At 65.2% G+C, this 17,488-nt stretch carries 21 protein-coding genes; 9 read left to right on the forward strand and 12 right to left on the reverse strand.

The window, feature by feature from the left end; genetic code table 11:
* Window positions 1-8: 8 nt before the first annotated feature.
* The 3 genes from V6B08_RS16425 to V6B08_RS16435 are packed head-to-tail and all read right to left on the reverse strand — an operon-like array spanning window position 9 to window position 3,448.
* Window positions 9-1,958 carry a GldG family protein gene (locus V6B08_RS16425; protein ID WP_341982827.1) on the reverse strand — a complete coding sequence of 650 codons (1,950 nt, stop codon included), beginning with the start codon at window positions 1,956-1,958 and terminating at the stop codon, window positions 9-11.
* A gap of 3 nt (window positions 1,959-1,961) precedes the next feature.
* Complete coding sequence (locus V6B08_RS16430; RefSeq protein ID WP_341982829.1) at window positions 1,962-2,696, reverse strand: ABC transporter permease subunit; 735 nt, start codon at window positions 2,694-2,696, stop codon at window positions 1,962-1,964.
* 11 nt (window positions 2,697-2,707) lie between these two features.
* The gene (locus V6B08_RS16435) at window positions 2,708-3,448 is read right to left on the reverse strand and encodes an ABC transporter ATP-binding protein (RefSeq protein ID WP_341982831.1); all 741 of its coding nucleotides are present in this window, start codon (window positions 3,446-3,448) and stop codon (window positions 2,708-2,710) included.
* A 142-nt stretch (window positions 3,449-3,590) separates the two neighbouring features.
* On the opposite strand from V6B08_RS16435, the gene V6B08_RS16440 reads away from it, so the two are divergent.
* The 5 genes from V6B08_RS16440 to V6B08_RS16460 are packed head-to-tail and all read left to right on the forward strand — an operon-like array spanning window position 3,591 to window position 7,505.
* A complete protein-coding gene (locus V6B08_RS16440; RefSeq protein ID WP_341982833.1) occupies window positions 3,591-3,779 on the forward strand; it encodes a DUF1289 domain-containing protein in 189 nt (62 codons plus the stop codon).
* Between the two features lie 3 nt (window positions 3,780-3,782).
* Entirely contained in the window at window positions 3,783-4,730 is a 948-nt protein-coding gene (locus tag V6B08_RS16445) for an ABC transporter permease (RefSeq protein ID WP_341982835.1), read from the forward strand.
* Window positions 4,723-5,559, forward strand: coding sequence for an ABC transporter permease (locus tag V6B08_RS16450; protein ID WP_341982837.1), 837 nt, complete (start codon window positions 4,723-4,725; stop codon window positions 5,557-5,559). The genes V6B08_RS16445 and V6B08_RS16450 overlap by 8 nt, the downstream gene beginning before the upstream one ends.
* A gap of 3 nt (window positions 5,560-5,562) precedes the next feature.
* Window positions 5,563-6,531 (forward strand): ABC transporter ATP-binding protein, encoded by a 969-nt coding sequence (locus tag V6B08_RS16455; protein WP_341982839.1) that lies wholly within the window; start codon window positions 5,563-5,565, stop codon window positions 6,529-6,531.
* Window positions 6,528-7,505 carry an ABC transporter ATP-binding protein gene (locus tag V6B08_RS16460; RefSeq protein WP_341982843.1) on the forward strand — a complete coding sequence of 326 codons (978 nt, stop codon included), beginning with the start codon at window positions 6,528-6,530 and terminating at the stop codon, window positions 7,503-7,505. The genes V6B08_RS16455 and V6B08_RS16460 overlap by 4 nt, the downstream gene beginning before the upstream one ends.
* Before the next feature lie 600 nt (window positions 7,506-8,105).
* On the opposite strand, the gene V6B08_RS16465 is transcribed toward V6B08_RS16460, so the two are convergent.
* From V6B08_RS16465 to V6B08_RS16485, 5 genes are all read right to left on the reverse strand, one after another.
* The gene (locus V6B08_RS16465; protein WP_341982845.1) at window positions 8,106-8,420 is read right to left on the reverse strand and encodes a hypothetical protein; all 315 of its coding nucleotides are present in this window, start codon (window positions 8,418-8,420) and stop codon (window positions 8,106-8,108) included.
* On the reverse strand, window positions 8,417-8,758 hold the full coding sequence (locus tag V6B08_RS16470; RefSeq protein WP_341982847.1) for a hypothetical protein: 342 nt from the start codon (window positions 8,756-8,758) through the stop codon (window positions 8,417-8,419). Before V6B08_RS16470 ends, V6B08_RS16465 begins: the two co-directional genes overlap by 4 nt.
* On the reverse strand, window positions 8,755-9,090 hold the full coding sequence (locus V6B08_RS16475) for a hypothetical protein (protein ID WP_341982849.1): 336 nt from the start codon (window positions 9,088-9,090) through the stop codon (window positions 8,755-8,757). Before V6B08_RS16475 ends, V6B08_RS16470 begins: the two co-directional genes overlap by 4 nt.
* Window positions 9,091-9,197: 107 nt before the next feature.
* Window positions 9,198-9,605 (reverse strand): Rap1a/Tai family immunity protein, encoded by a 408-nt coding sequence (locus V6B08_RS16480; protein ID WP_341982851.1) that lies wholly within the window; start codon window positions 9,603-9,605, stop codon window positions 9,198-9,200.
* Window positions 9,605-10,378 (reverse strand): competence/damage-inducible protein A, encoded by a 774-nt coding sequence (locus V6B08_RS16485; protein ID WP_341982853.1) that lies wholly within the window; start codon window positions 10,376-10,378, stop codon window positions 9,605-9,607. Before V6B08_RS16485 ends, V6B08_RS16480 begins: the two co-directional genes overlap by 1 nt.
* A gap of 81 nt (window positions 10,379-10,459) precedes the next feature.
* On the opposite strand from V6B08_RS16485, the gene sfsA reads away from it, so the two are divergent.
* From sfsA to V6B08_RS16505, 4 genes are read left to right on the forward strand one after another with little or no spacing between them, the layout of a single operon-like run.
* The gene (gene sfsA, locus V6B08_RS16490; protein ID WP_341982855.1) at window positions 10,460-11,176 is read left to right on the forward strand and encodes a DNA/RNA nuclease SfsA; all 717 of its coding nucleotides are present in this window, start codon (window positions 10,460-10,462) and stop codon (window positions 11,174-11,176) included.
* Window positions 11,177-11,203: 27 nt separating this feature from the next.
* Window positions 11,204-12,016, forward strand: a complete 813-nt coding sequence (gene map / locus V6B08_RS16495; RefSeq protein ID WP_341983509.1) for a type I methionyl aminopeptidase — start codon at window positions 11,204-11,206, stop codon at window positions 12,014-12,016.
* Between the two features lie 53 nt (window positions 12,017-12,069).
* Window positions 12,070-12,756, forward strand: coding sequence for a RadC family protein (gene radC, locus V6B08_RS16500; RefSeq protein ID WP_341982857.1), 687 nt, complete (start codon window positions 12,070-12,072; stop codon window positions 12,754-12,756).
* A gap of 29 nt (window positions 12,757-12,785) precedes the next feature.
* Window positions 12,786-13,373, forward strand: coding sequence for a hypothetical protein (locus V6B08_RS16505; protein ID WP_341982859.1), 588 nt, complete (start codon window positions 12,786-12,788; stop codon window positions 13,371-13,373).
* A 12-nt stretch (window positions 13,374-13,385) separates the two neighbouring features.
* Here the strand turns inward: V6B08_RS16505 and V6B08_RS16510 are convergent, their stop codons facing one another.
* The 4 genes from V6B08_RS16510 to V6B08_RS16525 are packed head-to-tail and all read right to left on the reverse strand — an operon-like array spanning window position 13,386 to window position 17,407.
* Window positions 13,386-13,730 carry a hypothetical protein gene (locus tag V6B08_RS16510; RefSeq protein WP_341982861.1) on the reverse strand — a complete coding sequence of 115 codons (345 nt, stop codon included), beginning with the start codon at window positions 13,728-13,730 and terminating at the stop codon, window positions 13,386-13,388.
* On the reverse strand, window positions 13,727-15,325 hold the full coding sequence (locus V6B08_RS16515; RefSeq protein WP_341982863.1) for a sulfatase-like hydrolase/transferase: 1,599 nt from the start codon (window positions 15,323-15,325) through the stop codon (window positions 13,727-13,729). Before V6B08_RS16515 ends, V6B08_RS16510 begins: the two co-directional genes overlap by 4 nt.
* Window positions 15,300-16,112: a VanZ family protein gene (locus tag V6B08_RS16520; RefSeq protein ID WP_341982865.1), complete on the reverse strand. Its 813-nt coding sequence runs from the start codon at window positions 16,110-16,112 to the stop codon at window positions 15,300-15,302. The genes V6B08_RS16515 and V6B08_RS16520 overlap by 26 nt, the downstream gene beginning before the upstream one ends.
* On the reverse strand, window positions 16,109-17,407 hold the full coding sequence (locus V6B08_RS16525; RefSeq protein WP_341982867.1) for a glycoside hydrolase 5 family protein: 1,299 nt from the start codon (window positions 17,405-17,407) through the stop codon (window positions 16,109-16,111). The genes V6B08_RS16520 and V6B08_RS16525 overlap by 4 nt, the downstream gene beginning before the upstream one ends.
* Window positions 17,408-17,488 lie beyond the last annotated feature (81 nt).

Below are 17,488 nucleotides of genomic sequence, written 5' to 3' on the forward strand. Positions count from 1 at the left end.
CTGAACCCTCATCCTTCCACACTTCGCACGAACCGGCGGCGCCGCCAGGCGATGCCAAGTCCGATCGCCACCAGGGCGGCAAGCAGCGGCACCAAGCCGATATTGATGAACTTCACGCCAAGCTGCAGCTTCTCGATATCGCGGTTCAGCTCGCGCTGCACGTTACGCAGCTCCTTGCGCGTGGTCAGGATCTCGGCCCGCAGCCCCTCGATGGCGGCCTGCTGTTCGGCGCTGACCAGGGCATTGGCGCCGCTGCCACCAGTGCCGGCCTTGCTCTGCAACTCGGCGATCTGCTTCTCGGTCTCGTCCAGCTTCTTCTGTAGCGCGCGCTCGCGTGCCTGGTACTGCTGGTCGGCGGAACGGCGCAGTTCCTCGATCACCAGGAACGGGCGCTGCGACTTGCCGCGGCTGCGCAGCCCGATCAGGTCGCCAGAACCCGACAGGTTGTCGATGGCATTGACCAGGAAGTCGGCATTGGCGGCAATCGGCACATAGAGCGACTGGCCGAACATCTGCTGCGTGCGCACCCAGAAGCGGTCATCCAACAGGTCGGCATCGGCCACCAGCACGACATTGATCGGCTTGGCGCTTTCCTTCACCTGCGGGGTGGGAGCGGCAGCTTCCTTCTTCTCGCCATCCTTCTTGTCATCCGCCTTCGGGGCTGGCGGGCCATCGGGGAAGGCGGTCTTGGCCGGGCCGGTGATGCGGGCGGCCAGCGTGTAGGTCTCGCCGGTGGCCTTGAACTTCTCGGCCAGGGCCTGCGGGTTAGGATCGCCGCGCAGGTCGGCCACATCCATCAGCATGGCATTCTTCGACGACTGCATCAGCGGCGTGATCGTGGTGGTGCCACCCTCGCGCTTCTTGATCGCGCCAGCGGAAGCGACGTTGATCGAGGTGATCTGCGCGGTGATGATGTCGTCATGGCTCATCTGCGCCTCAGTCAGCGCCAGCCACGGAATGTAATCGGCAATCGCGCCGGCACCCTGGCGACCGGTCTGCACGCGCTGCGCCAGGCTCAGGTCAGCGACGAATTTCGGCTCGATATCGACGCCCCAGGACTGGAACAGCTTGGGCAGCAGCGAGCCGCTGTCGCCACCCGGCATCGGCTGGCCGGTCATCGGGTTCGGCATCGCCGCCATGGTTTCCGAATAGGGATCGACGAAGGCGATCAGGCGGCCGCCCTTCAGCACGAACTGGTCGATGGCATACTGCGCTTCATCCGAAAGGTCCTTCGGATGCGCCAGCACGATGGTGTCAAACTTGTCGGTGATGTCTTCCGGCTTCGGCGCTTCCAGCACCTTGGCATCGAAGAACTGCTTCACCTGGCCCAGCACCAGGTAGGGCTGCGCCTGGCCGCGCATCGCCGCCATGATGCCGCCCGGGCCGTATTCCAGCGGCAGCGAGCCGATGATGGCAATCGACGGCTTTTTCGGGTTGTTCAGGCCGTAGATCAGCTTGGTCAGGTCATATTCCAGGAACTGTTCCTTGTCGGCCTGGAAGAACGGGATCGATTCCTGCTGGTCGACGCTATTGGTGGCAACCAGGCCGAAATAGAAATTCTGCCCGGACTGGCCGAGCGACACCGCCTGAATGCCGGCGGCAACTGCGCGATCCTCGGCTTCCGAGAACGGCTCCGGATCGATCACTTCGAGCCGCAGCTTGCCGCCAGAGAGCGCCGCGTAGCGTTCCAGCAATTCGCGCACGCGCTGGCCATACTGCTTGATCTGCGGCGCCTGGGTGGCGAGCTTGTCGGAGAAGAAGAAGCGGAGCGTGATCGGCTCCTGCAGCCCTTTCAGCACATTGCGGGTGCCGTCCGAGAGCGTGTAGAGCCGCGCCTGGGTCAGATCCAGCCGCGCATCGCGCAGGCCCTGGTTGGAGGCGACGTTGACGGCGAAGAACAGGGCAAAAGCCGCGACAAGGCCGGTGCCGGTGAGGAGAGTCTTGCTGCGCGCGTTCATGGCTCAGCCCGCCTTCTTCATATCGACCACCACCGCCGTGGCATAGAGCCAGGCGGCGATCAGGGTAATGAAATAGATCAGATCGCGCAGGTCGATCACGCCTTCGATGATGGCATTGAAATGCCCGAGGAAGCTGAACGACGCGATGGTGTCGACCAGAATGGTCGGCGCCCAGCCGGAGAAGAAGTTCAGCACCATCGGCGCGCCGGACACGGTGAAGATGAAGCAGACCAGCACGCTCAGCACGAAGGCGATCACCTGATTGCGGGTCAGCGCCGAGAGGCAGCAGCTGATCGCGAGATAACCACCGGCCATCAAGAGGCTGCCGAGATAGCCGGCGAGGATGACGCCATGATCCGGCTGGCCAAGCCAGGCCACCGTGATCCAGAACGGGAAGGTGAGCGCCAGCGTGATGCCGGCGAAGGCCCAGGCGGCGAGGAACTTGGCCAGCACGGCCTGGCCCAGCGGGATCGGCAGCGTGAGCAGTAGCTCAATGGTACCGCTCTTGCGCTCTTCGGCCCATAGCCGCATGCCGATGGCCGGCAGGAAGAACAAGTAGAGCCAGGGATGGAACAGGAAGAAGGCCTTCAGGTCGGCCTGGCCGCGCTCGAAGAACTGGCCGAGATAGAAGGTGAAGATGCCGGTGGTGAACAGGAACACCACGATGAAGACATAGGCGACGGGCGTGGAGAAGTAGCCTCCAAGCTCGCGGCGGAACACGGCGGACAATCCGGTCATGGTGAAATTCCTCAAGCGGCCTGGCGCGACTGGGTGAGCTGGCGGAAGGCGGCATCAAGCCGGCCCGGCTGGGCCAGGATGTCGCCGATGCGCCAGCCCTCGCCTTCCGGCTTGCCTTCCGCGACGATGCGGCCACGCGCGATGATGATGGCGCGGCGGCACACCGCCTCCACTTCCTCCAGGATATGGGTGGAAATGATGATCGCCTTCTCCGCCGCCATGCCCTGAATCAGGCCGCGCACTTCATGCTTCTGGTTCGGGTCGAGGCCATCGGTCGGCTCGTCCAGCACCAGCACCGGCGGATCATGCAGGATCGCCTGGGCCAGGCCGACGCGGCGCTTGAAGCCCTTCGACAGCGTGTCGATCGGCTGGTCCAGCACTTCCTTGATGTTGACCTGGTCCACCACCTTGTCGAGCCGCCACTGGCGCTCCGAGCCGGAGAGGCGGCGCACATCGGCGATGAAATCGAGGAAGCCGCGCGCCGTCATGTCGCTATAGGCCGGGGCACCTTCGGGCAGGTAGCCGAGCAGCCGCTTGGCCGCCAGCGGGTCCTCGGCCACGTCATGGCCGCAGACCTTGATGCTGCCCGAGGTGGGTGTGAGGAACCCGGTGAGCATTTTCATGGTGGTGGACTTGCCGGCGCCATTGGGCCCGAGGAAGCCAAGCACTTCGCCCTTGCCAACCGTGAGGCTGATGCCATCCACAGCGGTGAAGGGGCCGAATTTCTTCACCAAATCGCGAATTTCGATCATTGTGCCCAGCCACTCCCCTGGTCTTTTCCCTGGCGCGTCCGACAGATAAGCGCTCACCCCAGGGGCATCAAGGGTTGGGGGGCGGAAATTGCCTTAAATTGCAGTACTGGACAGGAACTTCCGGGGGTGATACCCGCGAGAAATGGCCGCCTGGGACGACACCGACGCGCATCCGCCCTCGCCCTGCACCAAAGTGTGCCGGATCGATGTCAGCACGGGCTTCTGCCTGGGCTGCTGGCGCACCGGCGAGGAGATCGGCGCCTGGCCCGCCCTGACCGCCCAGGAGAAAAGCGACCTGCTCCGCCGCCTCTCGGCCCGGCGCTGGAGCTAGACCTTGCCGGGTTTCCTGCTCAAGCGTGCGCTGACCCTGCTGGCTACCCTGCTGGCCACGTCGGTGATCGTGTTCCTGGTGCTGGAAATCCTGCCCGGCGATCCCGCCCTGCTGCTGCTCGGCACCGATGCCACCGACGAGCAGCTTGCCGCTTTGCGCAGCCAGTTCGGCCTCGACCGCCCGGCGCATATCCGCTACCTGGCCTGGATCGGCGCCCTGGTGCAGGGCGATTTCGGCATCTCCTATGCCTACAAGACTCCCGTCTGGCCGCTGATCGCTGAACGCCTGTGGCTGACCTATCCGCTGGCGCTGAATGCCATGACGCTGACGGTGCTGCTGGCCTTGAGCCTCGGCCTGTTCGCAGCGCAGCGGCATAACAGGCTCGGCGATGTGCTGATCATGTCTTTAAGCCAGATCGGCATCTCGATTCCCAGTTTCTGGTTCGGCATCCTGCTGATCCTGCTGTTCGCGGTGCATCTCGGCTGGTTCGCCGCTGGCGGCTTTCCCGGCTGGGCCGACGCGGCCGCCGGCTTCAAGGCCCTGGTGCTGCCCAGTCTTTCGCTCGCCGTGGTGCAGGCGGCGATCCTGGCACGCATCACGCGCTCCAGCGTGCTGGAAGTGCTGCGCGAGGATTTCGTGCGCACGGCGCGGGCCAAGGGGCTCTCCAGCGGCGCCGTGCTGCGCCGCCATGTGCTGCGCAACGCGCTGATCCCGGTGATCACGGTGATCGGCCTGCAATTCGGCGGCCTGCTTGCCGGCGCCATCGTAGTGGAGCAGGTCTTCTCGCTGCCGGGCCTCGGCCGGCTGGTATTCCAGGCCATCGCCAACCGCGATATCGAAGTGGTGAAGGCCGCCGTGATCCTGCTCGCCTTCACCGTGGTGATGGTGAATTTCGTCGTCGACATGCTCTATGCCGTGATCGACCCGCGGCTGCAGGCGCGCGATGTCTGATTTCCTCAAGCGCGCGCTGAAGCATCGCAGCTTCCTCTGCGGCGGCGTGCTGACCCTGCTGATGCTCGGCATGGCGGCGATCTCCCTGATCTGGACGCCCTACAGCCCGACGGCAATCAATATCCGCCGCCGCCTAGCGCCGCCTTCCGCCGATTACTGGCTCGGCACCGATCCCTATGGCCGCGACGTGTTTTCCATGATCCTGGTCGGCGCGCAGAATTCCATCATCGTCGGCGTCGTCGCGGTCGGCATCGGCATGAGCATCGGCACGGCGCTCGGCCTCTGGGCCTCGGCGCGGCGCGGCTGGCTGGAAGAGTTGATCATGCGTTTCGCCGATTTCACCTTCGCCTTCCCGGCCATCCTCTCGGCGATCATGTTTGCCGCCGTGCTGGGGCCGAATTCACTGAATTCGATCATCGCCATTGCGATTTTCAACATTCCGATCTTCGCCCGCGTGGCGCGCGGCTCGGCCAATGCGATCTGGGCGCGCGATTTCATCCTCGCCGCCCGCGCCGCCGGCAAAGGCGCGTTCCGCATCACCATCGAGCATGTGCTGCCCAATATCCTGGCGGTGCTGGTGGTGCAGGCAACGATCCAGTTCGCGCTGGCGATCCTGGCGGAAGCGGCATTGTCCTATCTCGGCCTCGGCACCCAGCCGCCGACGCCCTCCTGGGGCCGCATGCTGAACGAAGCCCAGGCGATGATCTTCCGCAGCCCGTTCCTGGTGGTATTCCCCGGCCTCGCCATCATGCTGAGCGTCCTCGGCCTCAACCTGCTGGGCGACGGCCTGCGCGATCTCACCGATCCGCGCCTGTCGCGGCAACGCTAGCCCATGGCGCTGCTGGAGGTCGAAAACCTGCGCGTCGAACTAGCCACCGCACGCGGCCCGGCAGCGGCGGTGCGCGGCCTGGATTTCAGCCTGGAACGCGGCGAGACGCTGGGTATCGTCGGCGAAAGCGGTTGCGGCAAGTCGATGACCGCGCTGGCGCTGATGGGCCTGCTGCCCGATGGCGCGAAACTCTCGGGCCGCATCGCCTTCCAGGGCCGCGATCTGGTCGGCCTGCCGGAGGCCGAGCTGTGCAAGCTGCGCGGCAACCGCATCAGCATGATCTTCCAGGAACCGATGACCTCGCTGAACCCCTTGCAGCGCATCGGCGAGCAGATCGCCGAGCCTTTGCTGCTGCATGAAGGACTGACGCGGGCGGCGGCGCAGGAACGCGTGCTGGGCCTGCTCGACCGCGTCGGCCTGCCCAATCCGCGCCAGCGCATCGACGCCTACCCGCACCAGCTTTCGGGCGGCCAGCGCCAACGCGTGATGATCGCCATGGCCCTGGCCTGCAACCCGGACATCCTGGTGGCGGACGAGCCGACCACGGCGCTGGACGTGACCATCCAGGGCCAGATCCTAGACCTGATCGACGAACTGGTGGCCGAACGCGGCATGGCGCTGATCCTGATCAGCCACGATCTCGGCGTGATCGCCGAGAGCGTGCGCCGGGTGCTGGTGATGTATGCCGGCATCGCCGCCGAGCAGGGCCCGGTGCATGAGGTATTCGCCGCCATGGCGCATCCCTATGCGCGCGGCCTGTTCGCCGCCATGCCACGTCTGGGCCGGGGCGCTGGTCTGTTGCCGACCATTCCCGGCATCGTGCCGGATCTGCATGAACTGGGCGCAGGCTGTCCCTTCGCGCCGCGCTGCGCGCTTGCCGACCAGACCTGCCGCGCACAGATGCCGCCGCCAGTGCCGATCGGGCCGGGCCATGTTGCGGCCTGCTGGCATCCCGGCGAGGCCGCGCCATGACGGCATTGCTGCACATCGAGGGCGTGCATCGCGTCTACCGCCTGCCCGGCGGCGGCCTGTTCGCCAAGCCGCGCCTGGTGCCGGCGGTGAACGGCGTCGACCTGACGTTACAGGCGGGGATCAGCCTTGGATTGGTCGGCGAGAGCGGCTGCGGCAAGTCCACGCTGGCGCGGCTGGCGATGGCACTGGAACGACCGGACCAGGGCCGCGTCATCTTCCAGGGCCAGGACCTCAATGCCTTGGACGCGGCAGCCCTGCGGGCGGCGCGGCGCGATTTCCAGATGGTGTTCCAGGACCCTTATGGTTCGCTCGATCCGCGCCAGCGGGTCGGCCGCATCGTTGCCGAACCACTGGATGCCCTGCTGAACGTAGATAAGTCGGAGCGTGTAAGCCGTGTGGCAGAGGCCCTGGGCGCCGTCGGCCTGCGGCCCGCCGATGCGGAGAAATACCCGCATGAATTCTCCGGCGGCCAGCGCCAGCGCATCGCCATCGCCCGGGCGCTGATCACGCGACCGAAGCTGATCGTCGCCGACGAGCCGGTAAGCGCGCTGGATGTCTCGGTGCAGGCCAGCGTGCTGAACCTGATGGCGGAATTGCAGCAGCGTTTCGATGTCACCTACCTTTTCATCAGCCATAACCTGGCGGTGGTGGACCATCTCTGCGCTCAAGTCGCGGTGATGTATCTGGGCCGCATCGTCGAACAGGGCGAGACCCGCGCCATCTTCAGCCAGCCAGCGCATCCCTATACCCGTGCCTTGCTGGCCGCCCTGCCGCAGCCGGTGCCGCCATTGCCCGGCACGCGGCGCAAGCGGCAATTGCTGCAAGGCCATGCCGCAATACGCCCGGCGGATCAGCCCGGCTGTGCGCTGGCCGAACGCTGTGCCTTCGTGCAGGAACGCTGCCGCACCGAGACACCCGCCCTGCGCCCGCTGGATGGGCGCCTGGTGGCTTGCCACAGAGCAGAAGAGATATAAGACCAAGGAAATCTACTGGCAGTTCGCGTCCGTGCGCCGCCAGTCTCTATAGTAGCCCGGCTGCCAATCCCTCCAGCCGCCACGGCCCGGCTGCGGATCGCGCATCACCATTGACCAGGAGAAACTGCGGTCATTATGCGGCGCCAGGCATTCCGGTGCATTTGGCTTCAGCGGAAAGTGACTCTGGCCATATTGGCGCATCCGGCTCTTGTAGTCGTCGTCGAATGCTTCCCGGCGTGACGATTGGATGACCGCATGGGGCCTCCAAGGCTGGCGCGACGCCTGGTTGCCCGTGTTGGGCCTCCAGGTATTGTCACTCGGAGAGCCGCTACCCCAGTGACGCGCCCCTTGCGCCATGGAATACAGACTCCGGCCATGTTGAGCTTGAAAAATACTTTCAGCCGGTCTCGTTTCCTTATCCTGGCTAAAAACCTGATGCGGCGTGAATGCCGCAAGTAACGCAACGCCAACCATGCAGATTGCCGCTCGCATCTTTTTGCTCCCAGGCGGACCTTGCCGCCCGGGAACTTATGCAATCATCGGTTTCGGGCAATCCCAGGGCCGGATTGCAGCATAATTGCGGCAGCCTGCTCAGGCGTTTCAGGAAGTCTTTAGCTGCCCGGGTGCTGGCACCGGTACCAGCCGGTAGCCGCGCTGCATCATGCATTCGTTGGTGAACAGATACATGTCGGCGCCGCGCTCGAAATAACTCGGGCTTTCCGTGGTCATGCCGGCACCAAAACCATAGCTGCGCGGCTTGAAGCTGGCGTCAAAAGCCTTCTGATCGCCAACGGCACGGCATTCCCGTTCATCCTTCGCAAGCTGCTCCGGCGAAGTGTTGTCGCGCGCCCATTCCGAGGCGGTGCCGCAACCGGCCAGCGCAAGGAGTCCAATACCAAGCAACAGTCGTTTCATCGCGCACCAACCTTGTCGAGCCGCACCAGTGAATAGCCGCGCTGCTGCATGCAGTATTCGGTGAGTTCATAGAGCCGGGGGCCGCGCTGGCTGTAGCTGACGGTGAGACCGCCGCCGCCATCATCGCCGCCGCCCTGAATGAATTGCGTGTCGCGGAAGGGCGGATATTTCGCCGTGGTGCCGAAGCTTTCGTCAAACGCCTGGTAGTCGGCAACAGCATGGCAGCCCTTCTCGTCGGCCAGCCGCTGCTCAGGCGCCGTATCGGCGCGGCGCCATTCTGTGGCCGGCGCGCAGGCAGCCAAGAGCAACAGGCCAAACAACGGCAGACGTGTCGTCATGACGTGCCTGTCTGTACCGGGGTCAGGCGGTAGCCCCGCGCCCGCATGCAGAAATCGCTGAGCGATGCCTCACGCTGCTCGCGCTCGAAGAACGGATCATAGGGGAACGGGTCGCGGTAATAGCGGCCATGGCGGTCATACCAGCCGCGATACCCGAAACCAGAGCCGAAGCGCGGCCAGGTTTCGGCAAAAGCCTGCTGGCGCGCCATCTGCCGGCATTCCTGCTGGTCGGCGTGAAGGGCGGCATCCGAGGTGAACGGCCGGTCCCAGACCATGGCCGGTCCACAGGCGGTAAGGAATGCCGCCAGGATCAGGGGCAGCAAACGGCGCAAAGCGCATTCCTCCTGGAATGGATTGAGGTTAATGCTGCGCCTGGATTCGGGCAAAAGCAAGGCGCCGGTTATTCCTGGAAAAACCAATTATTCCTGGCCGGGGCCCATCATTCTTGGCAGGGAAAGGCATCTGACAATGCCATGCGCACCGCCTTGATCGCATCCTGCGCCATGTCGTCGGCATTTTCGGCGCCGTATTCGACGAATTGCTGGCGCAACGTCGCGGCCGGGGCTTCGCGCGGGGCGCAGAACCAGGAAATCTCCTTGCCCTCGCCGACCAACGCCTCATACATCGCCACCGCCGCTTGCAGGTAGCGCAGGCAGCCGTTGCGCTGCGGGCTGGCATCGGGTGCCTGGCAGAGCGCCAACAGGTCCTTGCCGAGGAACGGGGGCGGCGGCTGCAGCGCGCTGGACATCTGCGCCCAGGCGGATGAAGCGGGCAGCATGGACAGGGATATCTGGGCGGCGCCGGCGGCCAGCAGGGCCGCGAACATCAGGGCTTTGGGCAGACGCATCAAACGATCTCGTTCTCGAACGGCTCCCCGCCCATGGCGCGGAAAATGCCGTGCATCTTTTCGGCGGCAGCATCGAGTCGCGCCTTGTCGGTGGAGCGCATCACGATGGCACAGGATGCCTTGCCGCCCCGGAAAGCCGGATAGGACCCCATATCCACATCCGGAAATTCCTGCTGCAACGCGCCGAGCTGCTCCGCGATGGCGCCTTCCGGGATCAGGGCGATCACAGTGCGCGACAGCAGCTTGTCGCCCCCCACCAGATCGGCGGCAACCGAAGCCACCATGGCCTGGAAGATCGAGGGTACGCCGGCCATCACCAGCACATTGTCGATGCGGAAGCCGGGCGCGGCGCTCACCGGGTTGTCGATCAGGCTGGCGGTATCGGGAATGCGGGCCATGCGCAGGCGGGCGGCATTCAGCATGCCGGCTTCATAATGCGCCTCCAGCCGGCGGCGCGCTTCCGGGTGGATGTCGATGCCGACACCGAAAGCCTGGGCGATGCAGTCGGCGGTAATGTCGTCATGGGTCGGGCCGATGCCGCCCGAGGTGAAGACATAGTCATAGGTGGCGCGCAGCTCGTTCACCGCGCGGATGATGCGCTCCGGCACATCCGGCACCACGCGCGCTTCGGCCAGCCGGATGCCCAGTTCGGTGAGCTTGCCGGCAAGGAAGTGCATGTTGGCGTCGCGGGTACGCCCGGAAAGGATTTCGTTGCCGATCACCAGCATGGCGGCGGTGACGATCTTGGGCGGGTTGGCTGGGCTATCCGTCATGGCGCCCTGGACATAGCATTTCCCCCCGGCCGAGGCCAGACCAGCCCTGGACCTGATTTCAACCTCAGGCTATGGCAGGGCATGCTGTTTCCCCATCCCCTGCAGCCGGCCACCCTGATCCGGCGCTACAAACGCTTCCTGGCCGACATGCGGCTGCCCGATGGCACCGAAGTGGTGGCGCATTGCCCCAATCCGGGTGCCATGCTGGGCCTGGCCGAGCCGGGCATGCGGGTGTGGCTGAAGCCCGGCCAGGGCAAGCTGGCCTGGGGCTGGGTGCTGAGCGAAATCCCTGGCAGCGGTGCCCTCGTCGGGATAGACACCACGCTGCCCAACCGCCTGGTGGCCGAGGCACTGCAGCAGGGCCGCATCCGCGAGCTGGCCGGCTATACCGATATCCGCCCGGAAGTGCCCTATGGCCGCAACAGCCGGATCGACTTTCTGCTCAACGGCCAGGGCCTGAAGCCGGCTTACCTGGAAATCAAGAATGTGCATCTGAGCCGCCGCCCGCCGCTGGCCGAGTTCCCGGATTGCGTCACCGCGCGGGGCGCCAAGCATCTTGGGGAATTGGCCGACCAGGTGCGCCAGGGCAACCGGGCGCTGATGCTTTACCTGGTGCAACGCCCGGATTGCAGCCACTTCCGCCTCGCCCCGGACCTCGACCCCGGCTATGCCGCCGCCTACCGCGAGGCTAGGAAAACCGGGGTTGAAGCGCTATGTTACGATTGCAGCGTGACGGAGGCAGGCATTGCCCTTGCCCGCGCCCTGCCGATCGAAACTGAAGGCGAAACCGAAGGATAGAGTTCCGTGAACAAGAATGCCGCCCTGCTGGATGAGGACGATCTCGAGGCGCTGCGCCCGGGCGCCATCCGTCTGCATCGGGCGGAGGATTTCGAAGGCATGCGGCGCGCCGGCCGTCTGGCCGCCGAAACACTCGATTTCATCACCCCGTATGTCGAACCCGGCGTGACCACCGGCCATCTCGACCAGCTCTGCCACGATTTTATCCTCAAGCATGGCGCCGTGCCGGCGCCGCTGGGCTATCGCGGCTATCCGAAGTCGATCTGCACCTCGGTGAACCACGTTGTTTGTCATGGCATCCCGGGCGACAAGCGGCTGGAAAACGGCGATGTGCTCAATATCGACGTCACCGTGATCCTGGATGGCTGGCACGGCGATACCAGTCGCATGTTCATGGTCGGCGATGTCGGCGTGAAGGGCCGCCGCCTGACCGAAGTGACCTACGAAGCCATGATGCGCGGCATCGAGGTGGTGAAGCCCGGCGCCACCACCGGCGATATCGGCTATGCCATCCAGCGCTTCGTCGAGAAGGAACGCTTCTCCGTGGTGCGCGATTTCTGCGGCCATGGCTTAGGGCGGATTTTCCACGAACCGCCGAACATCCTGCATTACGGCGAGCCTGGCGCCGGCGTGCCGCTGCGGGCTGGCATGTTCTTCACCATCGAGCCGATGGTGAATGCCGGCAAGTGGCAGGTGAAGCTGCTGTCCGACGGCTGGACGGCAGTGACCAAGGACCGTTCGCTGTCGGCGCAGTTCGAGCATTCGATCGGCGTTACCGAAACCGGCCATGAGATCTTTACGCTCTCGCCCAAGGGCTGGCACAAGCCGCCCTATGCCTGACGGCCGCCATGCCTAAGGCCGCGGGGCCAAAGCCTAGCACCGCTGCAGATGGTTTGGCCGAAGATGCCGCCAAGCCGCATTATCACGGCCACCGCGAACGCCTGCGCGAGCGCTTCCTGGCGTCTGGCGGCGACGGCATGCCGGATTACGAAATCCTTGAATTGCTGCTGTTCAACGCCATCCCGCGCCGCGACGTGAAGCCGCTGGCCAAGGCGCTGGTCGATCAATTCGGCAGCCTGGGCACCCTGCTCAGCGCCGAACCGGAACGGCTGCGGCGGGCTGGCTGTTCGGAAACCGTGATCGCCATGCTGAAGCTGACGCGCGAAGCGGGCCTGCGCCTGCTGAAGGGTGAGGTGATGCGCAAGCATGTCATCTCCTCCTGGCAGGCGCTGCTGGATTATTGCCATGCTGCCATGCAGCATGATCCGGTGGAGCAGTTCCGCGTCATCTTCCTCGACCGCAAGAACACGGTGATCGGCGACGAGGAACAGCAGCGCGGCACGGTGGACCACACTCCGGTTTATCCGCGCGAGGTGGTGCGCCGCGCCCTTGAGTTGCAGGCCAGCGCAGTCATCCTCGTCCACAATCATCCATCTGGCGACCCCACCCCCTCCAAGGCCGATATCGAGATGACCAAGCAGGTGCGCGAGGCCGCCCGAGCCGTCGGCATCACCCTGCATGACCATGTCATCGTCGGGCGCCACGGCCATACCAGTTTCCGCGGCAAAGGTTTAATCTAAACGCCGCCACCAGCCCGGAGTCCGGTTTCATGCGTATCCTTGCGTTGCTTCTTCTCCTGTTGCTGCCCGCCGCGCTGCATGCCCAGGATGCGCCGCCGGCCGAGCAGCTCGTGCTGCCGCCGCTGCCCAGCTTCAAGCCGGTCTATCAGGATAACGGCAAGGAGAAGCGCGTGGTGGAACTGGTGCCGAGCAACCAGACGCTGGAGACCTGGACCGAGCGCGTGGCGATCATCGTCTATGTCGGCGTCACCGGCAAAAGCCCCAAGACCGTGGCGGAAACGTTGCAGGCGGAGTGGCGCAAGGATTGCGGCAAGTTCGACAGCCATCCGGTGGAACAGCAATTCGAGAAGAGCTATCCCATCGCGGTGTTCGCCATGCAATGCGTGGACGGCAAGACCGCTGGCCGCCAGCCGAATGAATTCCTGATGGCCAAGATCATCCAGGGCATCGACAACCTGTATCTGGTGCAACATGCCTGGCGCGGCGGTAAGGATGCACTGCCGCCGCCGCTGCGCGATGACAAGACCGGCGATGAATGGGCGAGCCTGATCCAGAGCGTCGAACTCTGCGACAGCCGCCTGCGCGGCCAGCCCTGCGGCATGGGCCGGCGGCGCTAAGTTACAGCCCCATTATTGCTGGCGGGGTTGTGGCGTCCCCTCCAGGCCCCAAATCCGCCCCTCATGCCGGCCATGGCGCTGGTAATGCTCGCGCGCCCCAAAGATGCCATGCGCCCCCTTGGGACCATATACCCGGTCCGCCGCGACATCGGGATAGCGCTGCCAGTAGAGTTCGGCGAGGTAGCGCTCCGTCTCGTTTTCCTGCGCCGCTTCCTTGACCACCTGGTTGGCGGCGGCGACATATTCTGGCCGGGCCGGGTCAAGCAGCGGCGAGGTCAGCGCACCTTGCGCATAGGCGGCATAGCTGAGCAGCAGCACTATACCCGCAGCCAGATTCCGCATCGTCGCGCCACTCATGGCAAAGCCCTCACCTCTATCCACTCACTCCAGGCATCGTCGCGTCCGCTGAGGCCAACACGCAGCCGCACCCGGCCATAGGGCAAGACATAATTGCGCCAGTAGACTTCGTCGATGCGGCCAAAATCCTTCTCCAGGCCATCGACATCCAACCGGCCCTTGAGGCTCAACGCACCGCCCTCGCCGGCTTCGTATTCCAGCACATATCGCGCGGCGGAATCGCCGCTCCAGGCCAACTTCACGCCCTCGGCGATATCGGCAAAGCGCAGCGCGCGGCTGCCTGATGGCAGGCGCCAGCGCGGCGCCGGTCCGGCGGTAGCGGTTGCGACTTCGCGGCGGTCGACACGGCGCGCGTAGAAATCCTGCTGCATCGGCAGAGCAAGCCGCGCCGCGATTTCCGGCTGCGCCATGATCAGATTGCGGCTTTCGCCCGGATCATCGGGCAAATGAAAGAGTTCGACATCCACAACAACGCCATCAACGCGGCGCTCGATACGCTTCCAGTCGCCCTCGATGCGGGCGGCGATGAATTCCCGCACCTGCTTCGGATCAGGCTCGGCAAAGCCGGCAAGGCTGGTCAGGGCGCGCCAAGGCTTCTGTGTCTCATCCAGCAGCGGCGCAGGCAGCTTCGCCTGCCCCAGCCAGGCCATCAGGCTCGGCATCACCGCGCGGTGATCGGTCGGATGGACCAGATCGCGCGGCGGCTGGGCCAGATCCGGCGGCAGCCAGACAAAAAGTGGCAGCCGCACGATCTCCTCATGCAATTGCCCACGATGCGTGGTGGAAGCATGGCCGACCTGGCCGCGTTCGAGATGCTCCTCGCCATGATCAGCGGTCAGCACCAGAATGGTGTTTTGCGCCAGACCGCTGGCCTGGAAGAACTGCCAGAACTGCGCGAACCAGGCGTCGAATTGGCGCCAGGTGGCTTCATGCAAGGCGACGATGGCGGCGCGGTCGCTGGCCTGGAAGTCGATGCTGCCGGCTGGAATCGAAGGCTGGGTGTTCACTGCCTGGATCCGCGCCGCGGCGGCGGCATCGCCCGGCGGCAGCAGCTTGCGCCAATCCGGCGCGAAAGCCGGGTCCGGCGCATAAGGCAGATGGGTTTCAAGATAGTGATGCCAGAGAAAGAACGGCTGGCGGTCGAGCACGCGGCCAGCCAGCCACGGCAGCGGAGCGCCGGCCGGCTCGACCAGCAGGCCGAGATGCTGGAATTGCTCGATATGCATGAAGGCCTGCAGGCCGGCAACGCGCCAGCCCTGGCGGTTCAAGGCCTGCAGCGGCAATTCGCGGTCGCGCGGCACGGTATCGCCAGCGGCATGGATACCCTGCTCATAGGCATCGAGGCCGGTAAGCAGGGCCACCGCGTTCGGCGCTGTCCAGGCCGAGATGGCGCGATGCCGCTGGAAGCGCAGCGCCTGTTGCGCGGCCTCGAAAACATGCGGCGCGATCTCCGGCCGCACCATGTCGAAGCGCGTACTTTCGACGGTGAGCAGGATGACATTGCGGCGCGGTGCGGCGCCCGGCAACCAGACACTGGCGGCGGCGGCAAGGGCAGCGATGCCGAACAGGCTAGCGAAAAACCAGCGGCGGTACATGGCTCAGCAGCGGATAGAGCGCCAGCGGCGCGGTGAACAGCAGAAGCAGCAGATGCAGGCGCCGCACCGCCGGGTCCGAGTCCGGCAGCAGCAGCAACACGGCAGCGCCAGCCAGCAGCGGCGCAACGGTCCAGGGCGGGATCGGATAGCCCGCGAGACGCTCCAGCGGCACCAGCAGCAGCATGAGACCGACGCCGAGCGGCAGCGCCGGCAGGCTGGCCCGGCGGAACGAGAGTTGTGCCACGCTTTTGCCTGTCGTCAGGCCCAGGCCATGGCCAAGCAGGGTGCCGGCCAGCGCGCCGAGGCCATCGACGCCGATATCGCGCAAACCATAGCTGCGGCTCGGCAGCAGGCCCTGCAGCATTTCATCATGCATGCCGGCAAACAGGCCGAGCAAAGCGGCCATCAGGGTGAGCGGCCAGCCGGCGAACCAGGGACACAGCGCGCGGCGCAGCACCAGCGCCAGCACGGCATATTCCGCGACATGAATCCGCTTCGCCGGAAAGGCCGGATCGGTGGCGAGCAACCCGAGCGCCGCGCAGATGATCGCGGCCAGCAGCAGCCGCCAATCCCAGGGCCGCCGCCGCCAGGCAATCAAGGCCAGCGGCAGCAGCACAGCCGTAAGCGCCAGCATCGGCAGCCATCTGGCCCCGCCGCCAAGCTGCACGCTCAAGGCTTGCCAGGCCGGAAAGGCATTGACGAAAGCCAGCAGCAGCACGGCGGCCAGCGGCCAGCAGGCCAGCGCCATCCAGTCGCGGCGAGAATCCGGCTGGGCCAAAGCGGTCATGCCAGCCGCAGGCGATACAGCCGCACGCCGAAGGGCGTGAAGCGGTCGCGGATCAGATTCGGCTCGGCCAGTGTCATCTCCGGCATGGCAACCGGCAAAAATGGCGCGAGCGTGGCGATGACACGGTCGCAGGTAATGTCGACGTTCAGCGCCATATCCTCGATATTCACCGCAATCAGCAGCAGGTCGCCATTATCCGCCGGCTTGACGATCAGGCGGATCGGCTGGCTGCGGCGATAGGGACCGTCGGCTTTCACCGTGCAGGCGAGATCGGCTGTCGGCTGCAGCATGCTGGGGCCGACCAGGGCCAGTTCATGGTTCAGTGCCACCACCTGGCGCCACATCGCCTGTGACTGGCGAAGTTGCTGCGGCGTTGCCACCAGTGCCGGCTTCTTGCTGTTGTCATAGTCCGGCACGTCGCCGTAATCGGCGATTGGCGACGGGCTGTAGCCGAGCACGTCACCATCGCGGGTGCCGTGGCTGTCATAGCTGAAATGGATCACCCCGGTGGCACCATGCACCAGCGCGGTATAGATCGTGGCGCGCAACTGCTCGGCATCGGGCATGTACCAGCCCATACGGGTATCGGCGAAAGCCTGGGAAATATACCAGACCGGCTTCTTTCCCTCGGTCAGACGCACGGCCCGCGACATGGTACGTGCCACCCGTTCGATATGCTGCACCGGGTCGGCACGGCGGAAAAAGGGGTAGTTGAACAGAGCCGAGATATCGGCCTTTTCCCGCCATGCCGCCCAGCGTTGATAGTAAATCGGCGCCAGGCCTGCGCCATCAACGATCAATGAGGCGCGCCCGGGATCGAAGCTGCGAAAGCGCGCCAGGGTCTGGTCGAACACAGCCAGACGGGCCGGCGTGTCCGCGTCGGAGACGAATTGCGCTGCTTCATTCTCCAGCATCCAGGCGAGAATGGCCGGACTCTGCCAGCGCCGTCGCGCCAGCGTCTCTTCGGGGTTCTCCACGATTGCCTGCAGGCCCAGCCGCTCGGCAGCATCCAGGGCGGCATCAATATTCTGCACCGGCCACAGATGCACCGTGTTGAAACCGGCTTGCTTGAACAATGCGAGATCATGCTTCTGGCCGAAGGCTTCGCCATGCAGCGCGTGGTAGGCGCCGATGGGAAAGAAGGAACGGGCCGGATCATAGGCGCGGCGCAGGTTGCCCTGGGCATCCGTGTGCGGCACGCCCTCGCGATGCACCATCTGCTGCGCCGTAGCCGGCGGCTCGTCCGGAACCGTCACGGACTGGCAGGCGGAAAGGCCGAGAAATACCAGCAACATCGCAAGCCGGGCGGCGCTCCGGCCCACATACCCGCTGTGGATGAAATCAAGCTGCCCGGCCCGCACCATTGAATCCCCGCA

Source organism: Ferrovibrio sp. MS7, from assembly GCF_038404985.1.
Lineage (GTDB): Bacteria > Pseudomonadota > Alphaproteobacteria > Ferrovibrionales > Ferrovibrionaceae > Ferrovibrio > Ferrovibrio plantarum.